This is a genomic window from Persicobacter sp. CCB-QB2, from assembly GCF_001274635.1.
Classification (GTDB): Bacteria; Bacteroidota; Bacteroidia; order Cytophagales; family Cyclobacteriaceae; genus Persicobacter; species Persicobacter diffluens.
On sequence record NZ_LBGV01000001.1, the window covers coordinates 1012465 to 1032255 of the forward strand.

Annotated in this window: 11 protein-coding genes; 10 read left to right on the plus strand and 1 reads right to left on the minus strand. The window is 43.5% G+C overall.

Annotated features, from left to right (window positions below; all coding sequences use genetic code 11):
- Window positions 1–275: 275 nt before the first annotated feature.
- From NG22_RS04610 to NG22_RS04650, 8 genes are all read left to right on the plus strand, one after another.
- Window positions 276–1316, plus strand: coding sequence for an endonuclease/exonuclease/phosphatase family protein (locus tag NG22_RS04610; RefSeq protein WP_053404635.1), 1041 nt, complete (start codon window positions 276–278; stop codon window positions 1314–1316).
- 64 nt (window positions 1317–1380) lie between these two features.
- Window positions 1381–4101, plus strand: a complete 2721-nt coding sequence (locus NG22_RS04615; RefSeq protein WP_157600866.1) for a TonB-dependent receptor — start codon at window positions 1381–1383, stop codon at window positions 4099–4101.
- Between the two features lie 30 nt (window positions 4102–4131).
- Window positions 4132–6318, plus strand: coding sequence for a DUF5689 domain-containing protein (locus NG22_RS04620; protein WP_053404637.1), 2187 nt, complete (start codon window positions 4132–4134; stop codon window positions 6316–6318).
- A 55-nt stretch (window positions 6319–6373) separates the two neighbouring features.
- Window positions 6374–8542, plus strand: coding sequence for an endonuclease (locus tag NG22_RS04625; RefSeq protein WP_216597593.1), 2169 nt, complete (start codon window positions 6374–6376; stop codon window positions 8540–8542).
- A 469-nt stretch (window positions 8543–9011) separates the two neighbouring features.
- A complete protein-coding gene (locus tag NG22_RS04630; protein ID WP_053404639.1) occupies window positions 9012–9506 on the plus strand; it encodes a hypothetical protein in 495 nt (164 codons plus the stop codon).
- A gap of 364 nt (window positions 9507–9870) precedes the next feature.
- A complete protein-coding gene (locus NG22_RS04635; protein ID WP_053404640.1) occupies window positions 9871–11214 on the plus strand; it encodes a DEAD/DEAH box helicase in 1344 nt (447 codons plus the stop codon).
- Between the two features lie 2101 nt (window positions 11215–13315).
- On the plus strand, window positions 13316–16459 hold the full coding sequence (locus NG22_RS04645; protein ID WP_072159033.1) for a TonB-dependent receptor: 3144 nt from the start codon (window positions 13316–13318) through the stop codon (window positions 16457–16459).
- Window positions 16460–17205: 746 nt separating this feature from the next.
- Window positions 17206–17667: a GNAT family N-acetyltransferase gene (locus tag NG22_RS04650; protein WP_053404643.1), complete on the plus strand. Its 462-nt coding sequence runs from the start codon at window positions 17206–17208 to the stop codon at window positions 17665–17667.
- Between the two features lie 25 nt (window positions 17668–17692).
- Here the strand turns inward: NG22_RS04650 and NG22_RS04655 are convergent, their stop codons facing one another.
- Window positions 17693–17956, minus strand: a complete 264-nt coding sequence (locus NG22_RS04655; RefSeq protein WP_053404644.1) for a hypothetical protein — start codon at window positions 17954–17956, stop codon at window positions 17693–17695.
- Window positions 17957–18117: 161 nt separating this feature from the next.
- On the opposite strand from NG22_RS04655, the gene NG22_RS04660 reads away from it, so the two are divergent.
- On the plus strand, window positions 18118–18402 hold the full coding sequence (locus NG22_RS04660) for a hypothetical protein (protein WP_157600867.1): 285 nt from the start codon (window positions 18118–18120) through the stop codon (window positions 18400–18402).
- Window positions 18403–18712: 310 nt separating this feature from the next.
- Window positions 18713–19135, plus strand: coding sequence for a hypothetical protein (locus tag NG22_RS04665; RefSeq protein ID WP_053404646.1), 423 nt, complete (start codon window positions 18713–18715; stop codon window positions 19133–19135).
- Window positions 19136–19791: the final 656 nt, after the last annotated feature.

Here is a 19791-nt window from a genome sequence, read left to right on the forward strand (position 1 = left end):
TTCTCTATCTCCCTTCTGGGAAATTTTATTCTAAAAATATCTGACTTGCCTTGCGAAAAGAGTTATAAATTTCGCTAAACGCCTTAATTTGCATTAATTATTTTGCTTCGGGATTGTTTTGAAAGTTGTGCGGTATTACGAATAGATTAATAATTCTACATTATTATAATCTTTTTTCATTATTTAATATCTAATTTTTAACTTTGCGATTATTAAATCCAAACCAAAATTTAACCCTAGTAGGGTTAATTTATTCTTAATCTATTTTATTGAAAATGCGATTTTTTGTTCGTTTAAGCATTTTGATGCTCCTCTTTTTGGGGGGCGTGTCATTTGGTTATGCTCAGCAAGGTGAGTTTAACGTTTATAATGTAGCTTTTTATAATGTTGAGAACCTTTTCGATGTGATCAATGATCCCAACAAGAATGATGAGGACTTCCTTCCCGATGGAGATTATAAATGGACGCAGAAGCGCTATGAGTTGAAATTAAGTCAAATGGCGAATGTGATATCAAAATTGGGAGCTGCTAAGGCAGGTGGCCCTCCGGTGATTTGTGGCATCGCAGAAGTGGAAAACGAACAGTGTTTAAGGGACTTAATTGCTCGACCGCCATTAAGTGATTATCCTTATGAGGTAGTGTTGGTCGAAGGCCCGGACAAGCGTGGTGTTGATGTGGGCTTGATTTATCGGACGGATTTATTTAAGGTCGAAAAATTCCATGCGCGTGAATTATGGATAAATAATGCCTACAAAGGATTTGCGACCAGAAATCAATTGGTGGTGGAGGGCGAAATGGCAGGAGAGCCATTGGCAGTATTGGTGAACCACTGGCCTTCTAGACGCGCAAAATCCTGGTACCGTGAAGAGGCAGGGAAATTACAAAGACAAATTATTGATGAGCTAAGAGCAGAGAAACCGGGCATGAATGTCGTGGTGATGGGTGATTTTAATGATGATCCGGTCAATAAGAGTATGACTAAAGCTTTGGGCGCCAAGGGAAAGAAATCAGAGGTGACGGACAAAGACTATCTGTATAACCCCATGTATAAAATGTACAAAAATGGGCAAGGCACCTTGGCTTATCGCGATAACTGGAACCTGTTTGATCAGATCATTGTCAGCAAAGAAATGCTCAATAAAGAGGGCCTGATTTACTATAAGGCCGAAATCTGCAATTTTGATGAGCTAAAAAATCCTAATGGAAGATATAAGGGATATCCATTCCGCACCTATGCCGGTGGCAATTATGCCGGGGGTTATTCGGATCACTTTCCTGTGGTTATTTATCTGTTGAAAGAAAAAACCGGACTATAAATTTTCCCAAAACCTATTTTAAAGGGCAGTTGAATAGCGACTGCCGATATTCAAAACTTAAACTATGAGACACTTTTTTACTGTGTTACTATTGATAACTGTCCTTTTTCCTGCCTGGGCGCAGGTAGAGGGAGAGGTGATCAAAGGGCAGGTCATTCTTGCTGATACCCAATCGCCAGCGGTAAAGGTAAAGTTGCAAATCAATGGGGTGACCTTTACAACTGATCGAGAAGGTTACTTTTTCGTACCTCAAGGCCAGGTGAATGATGATACCATGGTGCAAATTTCCGATGAGCACTATCATTCTGTAGTACTGCCTTTGAAGAAGGGGATGGTCATTGCGCTGAAGCCGATGCATGATGATGTCGGGACGATTGTCCTTTCTTTAAGTGAACTGGATGCAGATGATGGCGAGACCCAATCCACTCCAGGCCTGCTGTTCTCTTCCGGTGATGCTTTCAGCTCTTTAGCGGGTTATTCCTGGGGGCCATATTGGTTTCGTCAGCGGGGTTATCAGTCCAGCTATACGCAGGTATTTATGGATGGGGTCAATATGGCGCATCCAGAAAAAGGTTATGCTTCCTGGTCGATTTGGGGTGGACTAAATGATGTGACGCGTAATAAGGAAACGACTTATAATATTGCTCCGGTAGATTTCTCCTTCAGCAATATTGGTGGAGCGACCAATATCATTACCAAGCCTTCACAACAACGTCCCGGGCTCAAGGCAAGTTACTCGCTGAGTAATTCCAGTTATTCTAATCGTGTCATGATGACCTATTCCACCGGTTTGATGGATAATGGATGGGCATTTACCGTTTCCGGTTCACGTCGTTGGGCGCAGGAGGGTTATGTGGAAGGAACTTCCTATGACGCATGGGCAGGTTTCTTTGGTGCGGAAAAGCGATTCAATGAAAATCATTCCGTACAGTTGACCGCATTGATCGCTCCTTATAAAAGAGGGCAACAAGGCGCTACTGTGCAGGAAATCTATGACTTGAAGGATAATAATTTATACAATCCTTATTGGGGTTATCAAAATGGAGAGAAGCGTAACAGCCGTATCAAAAGCTCTATGATTCCGCAGTTTGTGTTGAATGATGTTTATAAAATCAATGAGCGTTTAAAACTGAAAACTGCGGTCGGATACTCTTTCGGTAAAGAAGCAAGAACCGCATTGAACTGGTACGATGCACAGGATCCACGTCCGGATTATTATCGTTATTTACCTTCATTCCAATATCAGCAAGGCAATGATATTGCGGGTGACTTGATGACGGAGCTTTGGACGAATGGGAGCTTTGGACAATTGGATTTTGATCACTTTTATCAAATCAATTACAATAGCATTGAAACGAATCCTGACGGAGACGGAGAGATTACCGGTGCAAGATCGCATTATATCATTGAGAGACGCCAAAATGATATCCAAAACTTAGACATTAACCCTACTTTAGTATGGGACGTCAACGATCAGTGGAAATTGACCACCGGATTGCAGTATGAATATTATCTGGGGAATAATTACAATACGGTAGAAGATTTATTAGGCGGAGACTATTATGTCGATATTGATAACTTCGCTGATCGTGATTTCACCGATCCGGATATGGCCAGCAATGATTTATTGGCAGACTCCAATATCAAGCAAGAGGGTGAGCGTATCGGGCATGACTATGATGCGGTTATCAATAAGGCAAGCTGGTGGGGGCAGGCAAGCAAAAGCTTCCAAAAAGGTTCGGCTTATGTAGGAGCCAATTTGACCAACACCTCCATGTATAGATATGGAAATAGAATGAAAGGACTCTTTCCGGAGAATTCTTATGGAAAGTCAGAAGTGTTGAGTTTCATGGATTATGGTGTAAAAGCAGGTGGGGAGTATTTCCTGACAGGTAGAAATGTCTTGACCGCCAATGGAACCTATTATACCCAAGCGCCTTATTTTCAGGATGCATTTGTTTCTGTCAGAACCAGAAATGAAGCCATGGAAAACTTGGTGTCTTCCAATGTCATGTCCGGAGATATTAATTATTACTACAGAGGGGAGCGCTTCAAAGGTCGAGTGTCGGCATTCTACACGAGAATCAGTGACCTGACCGATGTGATCAGCTACTATGATGATTCCTATAACAACTTTGTGAACTATGCCCTGAAGGGGATTGGTCAAGAATTTTCTGGTATTGAGCTGGGAGCCGAATATCAAATTACCGACGAGTTGCGTGTGAAAGCGGCCGGAACTTATGCCCAGTACCTGTACAATGCTAATCCTTTGGCCACCACTACAGTGGACAACAGTGCAGAGAAATTAAGTGAGGGAGAGATCGTTTATTTCGATGGCTACCATGTTGGGGGTTCTCCTGAAATTGCAGGGGCTGTTTCGGTGGAATACTGGAGTAAAAATTACTGGTTTGTGGGACTGACCGCCAATTATTTAGGGAAGCGTTATGTGACGCTAAATCCTGCCCGATATACCACACGTGCCATCAATGGTGATGGTTACACCTTCCATCCCGGGTCGTCGGAGTATTTAGCGATTGTAGATCAGGAAGAATTGGATGGGGCCTTCACAGTAGATATATCTGCCGGGAAGAGCTGGAAGATCAAGGATTATATCTTCCGACTGAACCTGAACCTGAACAATGTCCTGAACAATGAGAACATTGTGACCACCGGATTTCAGCAGTACCGATTTGACTTCCTTGAAGGAAATCCAGAAAAATTTGATAACAAATATTATTACGCACAGGGCTTCAGAGCCTTTCTTAACCTTAGTGTAAGTTTTTAAGCATACTCAAATACTTATTTTTCTAAACTCATGAAAAACCTATCGAACCTTTACCGTGCGTTATTACCCATGGTAGTAATGGCTTTGCTTTTCTCAGCCTGTAAAAAAGACGACCCTCTTGGTCCAACCATTCCCGAAGGCCCGGAAGTAGAGGTGACGCATACCCTTAAGCAATTGAAAGAGATCTATACAAAAGCGGGAAGCCCTGCGATGTATGATATCGAGGAGGAAATTATTGTAGGAGGAAAGGTGATCTCTTCCGATGAAAACGGCAACATCTACAAAGAAATCTATATTCAGGATGAATCTACGGGTATCATTGTTCGCCTGGATAAGTCGGAATTGTATAAGTCTTATGCCATTGGTCAAATGGTCTATGTGAAGGCAGAAGGCATGCAGATGGGAAGCTATGGCGGCATGATCCAATTGGGGGGTGTGTATAATGGTGAGTTTGGTCGTTTGGATGCAGATTTGATTGCAGACCATATTATTGCGGGTAAGCAAGAAGAGGCGGTAATGCCAATGGCAATCGATTTGGATGCTTTGCCATCAGATTTGGACGACCACTTAGCCACTTGGGTGAAGGTGGAAAATGTGATGTTCAGTGAGGAAGACTACGAAAAAACATGGGTAGATGCGGATGCTTCTTCCTCTCAAAACAGAACCTTGACCAATGCGAATGGCGAAACCATTATCGTAAGAACTTCCAATTTCGCTACTTTTGGCGCAGATGCGCTGCCTCAGGGGTCTGGAAGCGTAAGCGGTATTCTTTCTTCCTTTAATGGTACCTTGCAATTGTATGTGAACGAAGCGGCAGACGCTGCCCTTGAAGGGGATCGTTTTGATGATCCTAATGCTGTAGCTCCTCCGGCAGGTACTGGTACGCTGGCGGATCCATTTAACATTGGGGCAGCTCGTGCCAATCTGGATGCTGAGGAGATGAATTGGGTAAAAGGGTATATCGTAGGTTCTGTCCCTGGAAAAAATTTAAGTGATTTTCAACCTGGTGTAACTGGGGCTAATGCATCCTATACCAATGTGGCAATAGCGGATAACTCCGATGAGACGAACCCAAGCAAAATATTTGTGGTGAAGATATCCGGATTTTTACAAGATGATTTAAATCTTCAGGATAATGAAGATATGCTGAATCAACAGGTTTGGTTTTATGGTTCAGTCGAAAAATATTTTGGGGAGCCTGGAATGAGAGATGCTGAAAAGTATTCCTTAGATGGTCAGGTTGAAATCTCAGCTCCGACATTTCAAGGTCAGTTGGATGAAATCATGGGGACGGATTTGACGGCTACAGCAATTGACTTTAATACTTTTAATGTAGTGGCGTCCCAATCCTTCTGGTCAGCCTCCAATGGTTCCGCCTATATCAACGGACACCAGAAAGGGGCACACGAATCCTGGATGATTTCTTCGACTACTATTGATATTGCGGCTTTGACTGATCCTGTTTTGGCGGTAACGGAAGAGTTGAACTTCTTCAAAGGTTTGGATAAAGTGATGGTATTGGGTTCAACAGACTATACCGGTACTGGCGACCCAAGCGTTGCCACCTGGACGGAATTGACGGTTAAAGGTGATCGTGCAGAAGGTGGGCAGTCTATGACCCAATTTGAGTTGGAAGCCAATATTTATGTGGCCTTTAAATATACCTGTACCGACGATGAAGCTTCTTCCTGGTCTGTGATTACCGTGGAGGCGAAGGAATATGAAGGAGACAACGGAGGAGGAGATACGGATGAAGTGATATTTATTTCTGAATACGTGGAGGGATCCAGTAATAACAAGGCCATTGAATTGTACAATGCCTCTGCGGAAGAGGTGGATCTTTCCACTTACTCCCTGCAAATTTATTTTAATGGGAATACGGATCCAGGCTCACCCATTCAACTGTCCGGAACCATTCCAGCAGGAGGGGTGTATATTGTAGCTCATTCACAAGCCTCTTTTGCAAATGAGGACTATGTGGATATGACCTCCGGTTCTTTGACTTTTAATGGAAATGATCCAGTTAGTTTGGTGAAAGGCAGTGTTATGATCGATTTGTTTGGTCCTATTGGGGATGATTCAAATTTCGCAAAAGATCTTACCTTCAGAAGAAAAACTTCGATAATGGAGGGCAATACTACATTTTCATTTGATGATTGGGACGAGTTCCCAAAGGATACTTTTGATGGCTTGGGAAGTCATTCTGTAAACCAATAATATGCCTTGGTTCGGTGGCTGCTTGTTGCTTGCCGAACCAATTCTAATCTTTTTTATGAATTTCAATCCATACAAATTTTACTGTCAGGCGGTGGTATTCTTAATGGTGATTTTTACGATCACCTCCTGCGTAGACAGCACCTTTGAGAATCCCTCAAAAGAAGTGGGCAACCCGATCCCACCGAATACGGCCACTATTTCTATTGCGGGATTGATCGCGGAATATGCGCCTTCGAGCAATAATATGATCAATGAAATCGACTCGGGTACGGTGATCGTTGGGCAGGTGATCTCCAGTGATCAGGCTGGTAATATTTATAAGGAAGTTTATCTGCAGGATGAAACCGCTGGTATTTTAATGCGATTGGATGCCAGTGCTTTGTATAATGAGTACCCAATAGGAATGGAGATTGCGGTGGATTGTAGCCAATTGGTGATGGGCGCTTATGAGACCAATCCTCAATTGGGCATTCCTTCCATCTATAATAATCAACCATCTGCGGGTCGTATTCCTGCTCCGCTGGCCAATGAATATATCACCAAAGGCGCCACTAAAGAGTTGGAGGTCACTACGGTGAGCCTTGCTCAAATTTTCGGCAATATCGATGCCTATGCAGGGAAGTGGGTGAAGATTGAAAATATGTCTGTAGCAGAAGCGGATAGGGGAAAAACTTTCGCGAATGCGGAGGAACAAATTTCTCAAAACCGAAAGTTCAATGACGGTACCGGCTTAGCGGATATCGAAATGAGAACTTCCGGATATGCGGATTTCGCCGGGCAAAAATTACCTGCTGGTACAGGTACGGTCTACGGCATCTTGTCTAAATTCCGCGGAGGACCACAGCTTTACATTAACTCATCAAGTGATTTAGTGGGCTTTGATGGAGACAATGGTAGCGGTGGAGAAGGAGAGATCTACTTCCAGGAAAACTTTGATAACTGGCAGGACGGACAAGTGGCGGCAGAAGGTTGGAGCAATATCACGGCTGCCGGAACGGTGAGCTGGGTGAAGGAAAGTAGTGCCGGTCATTATGTAGCATTCAGTCCATTCCGCTCGGGAGATGCAAGTTCTGAAGGATGGTTAGTGCTGCCCGAAGTTGAGGGGGCTAATATGTTTTTGGAATTCCGCATGGCAGTAGGTTTCATGGTTGATGGACATACGGAAGTCATGAAGGTAATGGTGTCGGAGGATTTTGCTGGAGACGTAAATGCGGCCCAATGGGTAGATTTTACCGACCAGGTGACCTTCCCGGAAGATATCGGAAAGTCGGAAGGGAAATTCTGGCAATGGAAAGGTTCTTCCATAGATCTTTCTCAATTTTCCGGCGGCGTGCATATCGCTTTTGTATATTATGGTAGCGATGCCAATAGCACCAAGCTGGAGCTGGACAATATCGTTGTACGTGCCGGTGCGAGTGAGGGAGATGGTGGTAACACCCCAACTCCGGGTCCGGATAATTATTACCGAGATGCGGCGGATAAAAGTGGATATGAATTAAAAACCACCCTGTATCATATCATTAATTATCAGACGGAGCAACTTACATACGGTGAACTTTGGACCGCCTACGAATCTACTGACCTTCGCGACGGGAACATCGTGTGGGATATGTATTCTCACAATCCTTCTGGTACGCAGCCTTATGAATATACCTTCCAAACCGACCAGTGTGGGAACACCCCCGGTCATGAAGGAGGTTGTTATAACAGAGAACACAGCTTCCCGAAGAGTTGGTTTGGCGGCACTGTTTATCCGATGTATACTGATTTGGTGTCGGTTGTTCCGGTGGATAGTCATGTGAACACCATTCGTAGTAACTATCCTTATGGTGAGGTCGCTAATCCAAATTATACTTCAGATAATGGAGGGAAAAGAGGTGCAAATACCACGAGTGGTTACAGCGGAACCGTATTCGAACCTATTGATGAATACAAAGGGGACTTTGCCCGAATTTATTTCTATATGGCGACACGCTATGAAGATGAAATCGCGAGCTGGGAAAACAACTCCACGCAGTCGGATGCCGTATTGGATGGGAGCTCAGACAAAGTGTTTGAAGACTGGCAATTGGAGTTGTTGTTGAAGTGGCACGAAAATGATCCTGTGAGTCAGAAGGAGATCGATCGAAATGAAGCGGTATACACCATTCAGAAAAACCGAAATCCTTATGTAGATCATCCGGAATATGTACAGAGTATTTGGGGCGTTAGCACTGCGCAGTAAATCATTGTTTCTGTTAATTTTTAAACCATCCTTCTTTTGAGGGGTGGTTTTTTTAGTCCGAATTAATCATGCTACAAGCTTAAGAACATGCTTGAAAGCACTACATCCGGCTGTAAATTCGAATTATTGCAAGCGATTTTGGATAATTTCTCAATAATAGCGCTGCTATTCTCTCAAAATATTTCTGTATCGCTTCTGCAATACTTCAAATTTTCACCACGAATTTTGACTTTTAAACACGCTCCAAGTTGACTTGCTTTTGAGAAATAATGAAAAAATAAAAAATTTGGCATGTAGATTTGCATTGGTTACAGGGGTGTATACGGTAGAAAAAATTGGGTTCTAATACTTTTCATCATATATTTTTAATGGAGGTCAGGGAAAAGAGGATTAAAAAATTCAATTTATTACATCGCTCAGCTGCTCATTTAATGAGGCCGTAAGAAAGGTCAGAAACTTACTAAAGCCCATGAACAATCATTATGTAGTAGTGATGAGACGCGCCTCTGACGAATTCCTGAATAATATGGAGGATGCCCAAACTGAACTTTTGGAATTTGCCCATGAAAGGGAAAAACAGCGGCTGTTTCTGAAACTCCTTCGAATAGAAGGGCATGGGAGCGTTTTATTGAAACAAGTGAAGCCAGGAATTAGGGCTTTATGTCTGCTGCAGTATCATCGTTTGATGCGTCGTCTGAAAGGATACCATTTGTCAGGTTTTTGCCAAAATGAAATGCAGGATCGGGCCGATTTTTTTGATTGGAGATTGAGCCTTTTAGATTTATATTCGGATTCGAAATTGGGGGGCGAGGAAGGTATTTCTCCTGTTCAAAAAATTAAAATCCAGATGGAGGCGCTTACTTATGGTATTGAAATTTTAATTTCCAGAGCCGTGATTGGTGATTTTGGGGAAGGTGAATTATGCTTGGATGCTAAAATTTTAGCTGCTTATCCTGCTGTATAAGCAATATTTTTAACCCGGATTATTCAGGCTTCAATCCTCTTTCAGGTGCTTCCTTGGAAAAAACTCAAAATTGGAGACTGTTCCTTCATTATTCCCACCTTGCCGCCAAACGAGGATTTAAGCATGGATTTCCTATGTAATTTAGTTCAAGTATGAGTGAATGCAGGCTTGTCTTTCCAATGCCTAATTGGGGAATACCAGTAATAGGGCATTATTTCTTTCTTATTACACCTTGAAGCTTTTGATCGATTTAATCAGGAATTAAGCGTATTTCTCTAGATATCCTACATTTTTTAGGGAATTGGGAAATATAAAGCATAATTTTGTGTCTGCTTCATAATTCGGTGGAGCGTAAGTATAAAATATGTCTTTTAAAAATTTAGGTTTGTCCTCCGAGCTGCTTAAGGCGATAGAGGAAAAAGGTTATCAAAAACCATCCCCCATTCAGGAAAAAGCAATTCCCCCCATTTTATCCGGAAGAGATCTTTTGGCTTCCGCCCAAACCGGGACCGGTAAAACAGCGGGCTTCGCATTGCCCATTCTGAATATTTTGCAAAGCAAACCTAAAAGGAAAGGCATAAAGGCATTGGTCTTATCTCCAACCCGAGAGCTTTCTGCCCAGATTTACGATAATTTCAAAGCATATTCTACCGGGCTTTCCTTAAAGTCAGCCGTTATTTTTGGTGGGGTCAAGCAGGGGCCCCAGGTGGATAAAATTAAATCTGGCCTGGATATTTTGATCGCTACTCCGGGCAGATTGCTGGATCTTTATTATCAGGGAGAATTAACACTCGACAAAGTGGAGGTGCTGGTGTTGGATGAGGCGGACCGGATGCTGGATATGGGCTTTTATCAGGATATTCAAAAAATTCTTCGAATATTGCCGAAAGAGCGTCAGAATCTGCTATTCTCCGCCACCTTTAATACCGAAATCCGCCGACTGGCCAATAAAATATTGAAAGATCCACTGACAGTGGAGGTTGCCCCGCAAAATACCGCCGCCGAAACAGTGCGCCAGGTGTATTACCGTGTAGATAAGCCCGATAAAGCTTCCGCATTGCTTCATTTAATTGGCTCAATGGGAGGGGAACAGGTCCTGGTATTTTGCAGAACCAAGCATGGGGCTTCCCGACTCAGTAAGAAGTTGGAAAAGAAATCCTTTACCTCAGCCGCTATTCACGGGGATAAAAGCCAGCAACAAAGACTGAAAGCACTTGCGGGCTTTAAATCAGGTGCCATCCAGGTGTTGGTGGCGACAGATATTGCCGCCAGAGGATTGGATATTCCCCTTTTGCCTTATGTGGTGAATTTTGAAATGCCTAATGTGCCGGCAGATTATGTGCATCGCATTGGCAGAACCGGAAGAGCGGGTTCAGAAGGGGAGGCATTTTCATTAGTAGCAGAGGATGAGCAGGCCTATGTGCAGGCCATCGGTAAATTATTGAAAAAGGCCGTAAAACTGAAAACCCTCCAAGGATTTGAGCCTAAACAACAGGAGGCTGGGGTAGAACAACGCGAGGTCAAAACCAATAAGCCGTCACCCAAACCTAAACCGAAATCAAAACCCAAAGGTCGTGGAGGAGCTCCAAAAGCGAAAACACATAGTCGCCCAGGAAGCAACAGTTTTTCAGGAGGAAGAAAGAAAGGGCCATCCAAAGGCGGACAAAAGAATAAGAATACGGCGGTTGGCAATAGAAGAAGCCGATAGGCCGATTTGAAATAATAAATGGATGCATGCGACTACTCATTATCGCAATGCATTATTAAGAAGGACTTTTCAATGGATGGAAAGTCTTTTTTTTCAGCTTTCAGGCCATTCCCACTGGACAACCCTAGTCTTAGTGTTACAGCGAGCAGAACGAGCATCACTAAGACCTTCTGCCGCCAAATTCGGTGTACTCGGTCGTAGTCGCCGCCGGAAGTCACTACTAAACCGCTCAATTCAAGGTGCGAAGACTACGACCAGTGATGGGGCAAATGTTACAATCAGTCTAGTGGGCTGGGTTTGTTTTCCTCTCCCTGATTATAATGCTAAAGCGAGCAGAACGAGCATCACTAAGACCTTCTGCCGCCAAATTTGGTGGACTCGGTAGTGGTCGCCGCTGGACATCCCACACCCTGGTGGTAGGCTCCCGTCTACGACCCAAAATCCTCGGAGCATTCGCTCCATTAGCCCTGTTTCGGGAATTGGACGGATGCATCTGTAGAAAGAGGTCGTAGCAAATGTTACAATCAGTCTAGTGGGCTGGGTTTGTTTCCCTCTCCCTGATTATAATGTTACAGCGAGCAGTACGAGCATCACTAAGACCTTCTGCCGCCAAATTCGGTGGACTCGGTCGTAGTCGCCGCCGGAAGTCACTACTAAACCGCTCAATTCACGGTGCGAAGACTACGACCAGTGATGGGAAAGAGGTCGTAGCAAATGTTACAATCAGTCTAGTGGGCTGGGTTTGTTTTCCCCTCCCTGGTTATAGTGTTAGAGCGAGCAGTACGAGCATCAATAGGACCTTCTACCACCAAATTCGGTGGACTCGGTCGTAGTCGCCGCCGGAAGTCACTACTAAACCGCTCAATTCAAGGTGCGAAGACTACGACCAGTGATGGTTTCGGGAATTGGACGGATGCATCTGTAGAAAGAGGTCGTAGCAAATGGTACAATCAGTCTAGTAGGCTGGGTTTGTTTTCCCCTCCCTGATTATAATGTTAAAGCGAGCAGAACGAGCATCACTAAGACCTTCTGCCGCCAAATTCGGTGGACTCGGTCGTAGTCGCCGCCGGAAGTCACTACTAAACCGCTCAATTCAAGGTGCGAAGACTACGACCAGTGATGGGTCTTTTTTTTCTGCTTTCATGCCATTCCCACTGGACAACCCTAGTCTTAGTGTTACAGCGAGCAGTACGAGCATCACTAAGACCTTCTACCGCCAAATTCAGTGGACTCGGTCGTAGTCGCCGCTGGAAGTCACTACTAAACCGCTCAATTCAAGGTGCGAAGACTACGACCAGTGGTGCTAAAGCGAGCAGAACGAGCATCACTAAGACCTTCTGCCGCCATTTTGGTGGACTCGGTCGTAGTCGCCGCCAGAAGTCACTACTAAACCGCTCAATTCAAGGTGCGAAGACTACGACCAGTGATGGACCACTGATGGTGGGTGATCGCGATGGTCAGGTAATTGCATTAAAATTAGCTAAAAATGGAGGGTTCGATGGCAAAAACGGGATAGCCATACATTAAATGTGAAAGGACTTTTCAATAGAGGGAGGACTCTTTCTTTTCTATCTTAAACTGTGGTAGTTACGATTCCAGCGAATGATGGCCTTCAAAGAATGACTTCCTTCTCCATTCGGGTTGCGTAAGGATGGGAATTTTTTTCATTTTTTTTAATGAGGTAAAAAATTGGAAAATTGAAGGGCGATTGGGTTTTGAAAATAGGGGTATAAATGAAAGGGTGTTGACAAAATATTTGTTCAGTTTCCAAATTGTGGTTCTTTTTTGGTCCTAATCCAAGTGGATTTGTTGGAATTTTATTTGGAATACATCCTTTAGCGGTAAATTTAATGGTAGAAGATTTTTTAAAGACAGTTGTAAAAGGGGAGCTTGGTTTTGTTTAGAAAGAGGGGAGCCAAGATTTAGTTTTTATGGAATGTCCCTGAATATGACTTCAGTAATTATTGTATTATTCTCATATCATTGATTGAAATTGAGGCGCTTTGTTGCACTTTGGTAGGTAATTGGATTTTTATTAAAATGTTTGATTCCCTACTTTTGCGGCGTTCAAAAGAATACTTAACCACTTTGATTACCGAATATGCATAAGAACCTTTACGCATTGGTAGCGTTGATGCTGACGTTTGTCCTAAGCACAAATCAGCTTTACGCTCAAAACACTACAGCTTCCCTGAGTGGAATGATTACGGACAATACCGGAGACGCCCTGCCAGGGGCTACGGTCATTGCTGTGCACACCCCATCGGGTACCAATTACGGTAGTACCACCATGTTAGATGGTAAATTCACCATTCGCGGTATGCGCGTAGGTGGACCTTATCAGGTAACGGTGTCCTTCGTAGGTTATCACGATCAGGCGGTAGAGAACATTTACCTGCAATTAGGTGAAACGCAAAAAATTTCCGTTAAGCTTCAGGAGTCGACCATTAATTTGGAAGGGGTAGAGATTACCGCTAACCTGAACAGCGATATCAACGGAGAGCGTACAGGTGCTGCCACTTCAATCTCTTCGGAGCAATTGAAAGGTTTGCCAACCATCAGCCGTTCTGCTTCTGACTTTACGCGTTTGACGCCTCAGTCAAATGGTAACTCCTTCGGCGGTAGAAACAACCTGTACAACAACTTCTCTTTGGATGGATCTGTATTCAACAACTCCTTTGGCCTTGATGTAGCCACTCCTGGTGGACAGGCGGGTGCGCAACCGGTATCTTTGGATGCGATTGAGCAGGTACAAGTGTCTTTGGCTCCGTTTGACGTACGCGAAGGTGGATTTACCGGAGCAGGGGTAAATGCGGTAACCAAGTCCGGTACGAATGAATTTCACGGTACCGTTTATGGCTTCGGGAGAAATCAAAACATGATCGGATCAAAAGTATCCGGTGCGGAGATTCCAAATCTGGATTACCAGAACTACCAGACGGGATTCTCCCTTGGAGGTCCGATTGTAAAGAATAAATTGTTCTTCTTTGTGAACGCAGAGATGGAGCGTGCAACAGAGCTGGCGCATGGTTACCGTGCGGCAAGAGCCGGTGAAACAGTCGGTGGAAATATCGCAAGCGTTGATTTTGATGATGCCATGGCGGTAAAAGATCACTTTATGAGTGAGTGGGGGTATGATGCAGGTGATTTCGAAGGGTATAACCATGAGAAATCCAACAACAAAATCTTGGTGAAATTGGACTGGAACATCAATGATCAGAACAACTTCTCCATTCGTTACAACCGTCTGCGTGCATGGAAAGATATTTTGCCTCACCCGGAAGCGATTGGTGGTCGTGGTCCTCAACCCTATCGTTTGCCATTCTCGAACTCTTCCTACGTCATCAACAACAATATAGATTCCTGGGTAGCGGAATTGAACTCCCGTTTTGGCAGCCACGCTTCCAATAAAATGCAGATTGGTTACTCACGTTTCCGCGATTACAGAGAGCCGTGGTCAGCACCTTTCCCGGTGATTGATATTTTGAACGATGCAGGACAGGTGGCTTTAACTGCTGGTTCTGAGATGTTCTCCACGAATAATATGTTGGATCAGGATATCTTTCAGTTCCGCAATGATTTTACCTACTACCTGGATAAGCATACCCTAACGGTAGGAACAAACACAGAAGTTTTCTACTTCAATAACTCCTTCAACTTGTTCTACTATCCTTGGTATACTTTCGGTTCTGTAGAGGAATTTTTGAATACGACAAAGGCAGATATGGACTTCAATCAGGATGTAGTGAATTCACAGCAGAATGATTATGCCATGGCAGAAGTAGATGTCGCACAGACGGCCTTCTATATTCAGGACGAATGGCAAGCCGCTGATAACTTCAAGCTGACTGCCGGTTTGCGCGTGGATATTCCAATCTACTTGTCTTCAATTGACTATGATCCTGCAACCGCAGAGTTCGATGGTTTTGTAGATACAGATGGTAATCCGGTAACGGTAGATCCTTCCAAATTCCCAAAATCCTCTCCAATGTGGTCCCCAAGAGTAGGTTTTAACTGGGATGTGAAGAATGATCAAAAGCATCAGGTTCGAGGTGGTACAGGGGTGTTTACCGGACGTATCCCATTCGTATGGTTGGGTAACCAGGCGTCAAACCCCTCTATTCAGCCAGGTTATACTTTCCAGGTGAATGCTACCGCTGAGGATTTCAAATTCCCACAAGTATGGAAAACGAACATCGCTTATGACATGAACTTTGGTCAGGGATGGTTTGCTTCCGTAGAGGGTATTTACTCTAAAGATATCAATGCAGTGGTGCACCGTAACTACAACATGCGTAAACCTACAGGTACTTTGAACGGAACAGGTGCTCCGGTTTTCCAGGGCGACGAAGCGAATATTTATTCTCCGGCAGTTGGTTATGAGACTTTCCTAGATGCAGGTGCGATTGTTTTGGAGAATGTGGATAAAGGTCACCAGTACTCTTTAACCGGTACCGTGAAAAAAGCATTCCTTTCTGGTTTGAACGTGATGGCGGCTTACACTTATATGGAGTCTAAGGATTACACTTCGATTCCTGCGGAGATCGCAGCAGATGCTTTCCAGCGTAACCCAATCGTGGGAGATCCTAACCAGTCACAGTTTGCGCACTCTCGTTATGGTTTGCAGCACCGCATCATCACTTCTGTAAACTACAGAAAAGAGTACGGTGGTGGTAAGTGGGCGACGAACATCGCCTTGTTCGGTGAGATTGCAAAAGGTAACCGTTACTCATACACTTATGCAGGTGACGCCAACCTGGACAACATCAACTTCAACGATTTGATCTACGTTCCTGCTTCTGCAGAGGAAATCAACTTGGTAGAGAAAAATGGTGTTTCTGCAGGGGAGCAGTGGGAAGCTTTGGATGCATTCATTGCACAGGATGATTACCTGAGCAGCCGTCGTGGACAGTATGCAGAGCGTCATGGCGCGATCTTACCATGGTATGCTCAGTTTGACTTGAAAATCTTGCAGGATTTCAACTTCGAGATCTCCGGTAGAAAAAACACTTTGCAGTTGTCTCTGGATATCCTGAATGTTGGAAACATGTTGAACTCCAACTGGGGTGTGCGTCAGTTGCCAACCAATATCAACCCAATCTCTGTAGAGGGTGTTGAAGCCAATGGTGATGGTACTTTTGATGCGAGCTACTCCTTCAATCCTGGCTTGGAGCAGTCCTTCAACGACGATGTATCGCTATTGTCGAAATGGCAAGCGCAGGTAGGTCTTCGCTGGATCTTCTAAGCTGGAGAACAACAAAAAACTATATAATCAATCACATGAACCACACTCCGCCGGGGTGTGGTTTTTTTTTGCTAATGCCTGACTAGCGAAATGCACATTTTACCCGAATTATGCATGCTCATCGGGATCATATAAGTTTAAATGCTAATTTGGCTGCCAGTCGGGAAAATGATGGAATTTGTCCTGATTCAATTTTAATTTTTCATTTTATCAGGAAAGCGGAAACGATTTAATGTTAAATGAAGACATGGAATAGCCGATTTAGGATGCTTAAAGCTTCTTCGGAGATTCAAGGCTTTTTCATAAAACTACAAATGGGCAAATTATAGGAATGATCAGGTTTCCAATGAGGGTCTATTTGATTTGTACGCTTGTTTATGAGTTAACTTACTATCGTTTACATTATTGACTTTATAGTATAGCATCTTCCTCATCAACAGTCCGGCCTTGATCAATGGGCGGATTGACAGAGGTTCTGCTGACGACAAGAAGGCATCATAGCGACATTTTAGCAATATTTCACTAGTCTCCTGCCCGCTTCAAATGTCGCCTTAATGGATTCCGTTATCAGGTTCGTTGTCCCGCCGATATTGATCACAGCCTTGATTTTTTTGTTTCGTTTTTTATCAAGAAAAAATGAAAAAGAAACGATTGATATTTAAATATTAGGTGTTGAATGGCTGATCTGGCTTTTAATGAAAAGCCCTTTTCGCAGATTTTAACAGGGAATTCTTTAGTTTTGACGAATGGAATTTATCGACAAGAAAGCACTTAACAGCTCTGAAAAGAAAGCCCTTTTCAGGCTATGGAATAGGGAATATCCTTCCAATCTGGCCTATGAAAAGGAGTCGGGGCTGGAACAATATCTGGACAGCTTGGGGCAGGCGCATCACTGTTTGGTTTATGACCAAAAGGAAATAAAAGGGTGGTGGGTAGATTTTGACCGCGAAGGGGAGCGTTGGTTTGCCATGATCCTGGAGGAATCCATTCAGGGAAAAGGGCTGGGGTCGGCACTTATTCAGAAAGCTAAGGACACTAATGATTACTTACTGGGCTGGGTAATTGATCACGCCAATTACCGAAAAAAGGATGGGTCGAGATATCGCTCTCCTAAGGATTTTTATCTGAAAAACGGATTTTCCGTGTTGGAAGAGGAACGCTTGGAGCTGGATTTTCTGTCCGCGGTAAAAATCAAATGGCATAAATAAGGGATAGCATGCTATCCCTTTTATTTTACATTTCGATTTGACTCGCTTTAATTTTAGTTTGATCCCATTTAGGATGCTGGCAAATCATATCTTCCAAAATACCCTGAGGCCATTGGTCCAAAGCATCCTTTCCAAATTCCACCAATAAGATCGGATCATCTGAATTGGGGTTAGAAATTTTCAAAACCGTCACAACCTGCCCGCTGAGATCTAAATCACGGTCTAAAGGATTTTTCACCCCTTTTTTGATGGTTACACGCTGACCTTTTTCAAATTTATGGCTTGCCATTATTTAAGTGTTTAATTTGCCGCAATTTGAATCTTTGCTTTGAATATCGCAAGTATTAACGAGCCCTTCCTGTCGTCATTTTGATTAAATTCGATTTATTTTTCAATAGAGGTGGTGCTAAAGCTTTGGGTTGCCTACCTTTGCAAAAAAAAAACGAAAGCATGAAGTGGGAAGAAGATACCTATATATTCCAAATGTTTCAGGGGGAAATGAACCTGATGGTGAATGGACTGGAATTGAAAACGGAATCTCCATTGGTTTATGAGGTAAATGCAAGCAAGGGAAATGAAACGGCGGTATATGAAGCCCGCTTTACCGAAAAGGATATCGAAGTGTATCAAGCAGATACCTTGGTGCAATCCCTGGCCTTGTCCGTGATCGATGAATGGGTGGATGAAGAGGCAGAAGCGCTGGGCTTCATGTTTGATGATGAAGATGAGGAATAAACAGGGTAGGCTGTTGCGATAGCTCTAACCCACATCTTTGCGCAATATGCGCTGGAAATGATACGGAAATGAAGTTTGTTGGAAGTGGCGATCACTTACAGCATGCTTCATTTCCGTATTTTTTTGGTATGTGATTCGTAGAAGGCGGTCGTAGCAAATGCTACAACCAGAGCGGGGGATACGATAATTGTTGGAATTGCTACATTAGGATTATTGAGTGCTTGTTTTGTAATTTACCCATCGCATTGATTTGTCTCATTGAATGACTACCGATCGTTAAGGTCATTGTATGATTATAAACTCAAATTAGATGGAAATCGAACCAAGCCTTAAAGATTTTTTAAGTTCTGGCAAACAGTTGGAATATGATATCTCCAAAGCAGAGCCTGGATACGTGGGGCTACATAAGTTTGATGAACTTAAGGTGGATAAAATCTGGATTGAAGGAGAAGGAGATCAGAAGTGTTATTATGAGGTTCCTGCTATCAGTATAACTGGAGAAAATGAATATTACGACCCTGAATTTATACTTCTATGGCTTCCTAATGAGCGAAAATATGCGACATGGGATAGTGATCGTTGGGATTTGTACTTATTTGAAGATTCAACATGGAACGATATAATTAAAGACCCATTACCATATCTAAACTATCAATGGACTTTGACTGATGTGAAGTCATCTAAATTTGACCCTAGTGATCAGTACGGTTTGATAATTGGTTGGCCATTTTAAAATTATACCACCGGGTTCGTATTTTTCGCTCATGGCACACTACGACCAAGTCCCTAGGATTGTGAAATGAAATGGTTGGTCTTAGTGATGCTCGCACTGCTCACTGTAACACTAAGACCAGGGGAGCATATCGTGCCTTTGATTGATGAATAAGGTCAAATAAACTACACCCGCTCCTCTGATCTAAAAAAGCGTCTTGCTTTGATCTAGGTTGCCCGAACACTGGTTCGTCCCCGGTTGTCGTCTTCCTTCACGGCATTGAGCGTTTTAGTGTGGAAGTTCCTTGGCGACTACAGACAAGTCCGTGGGATTTTGAAATTTACTGGTTGGTCTGAATGATGTTCGCACTGCTCACTGTAACACTAAGACTAGGGGGAGTTGTTAAAATCATACCCTGAGTTCGCAATAAACTAAGCACGATAAATAGGAATGGTCTACAGGCCCCAAAGATTATTCCCGCTTGAACTACGACCAAGTCCCTAGGATTGTGAAATGAAATGGTTGGTCTTAGTGATGCTCGCACTGCTCACTGTAACACTAAGACCAGGGGACGCTCCCATAGGACGAGGTCGTAGCAAATGCTACAACCAGAGCTGTACTGTGGTTGAAAACCAAGCCCTTGTGGTAGGAGTATTGTTGGAATCGCTACATTTGGA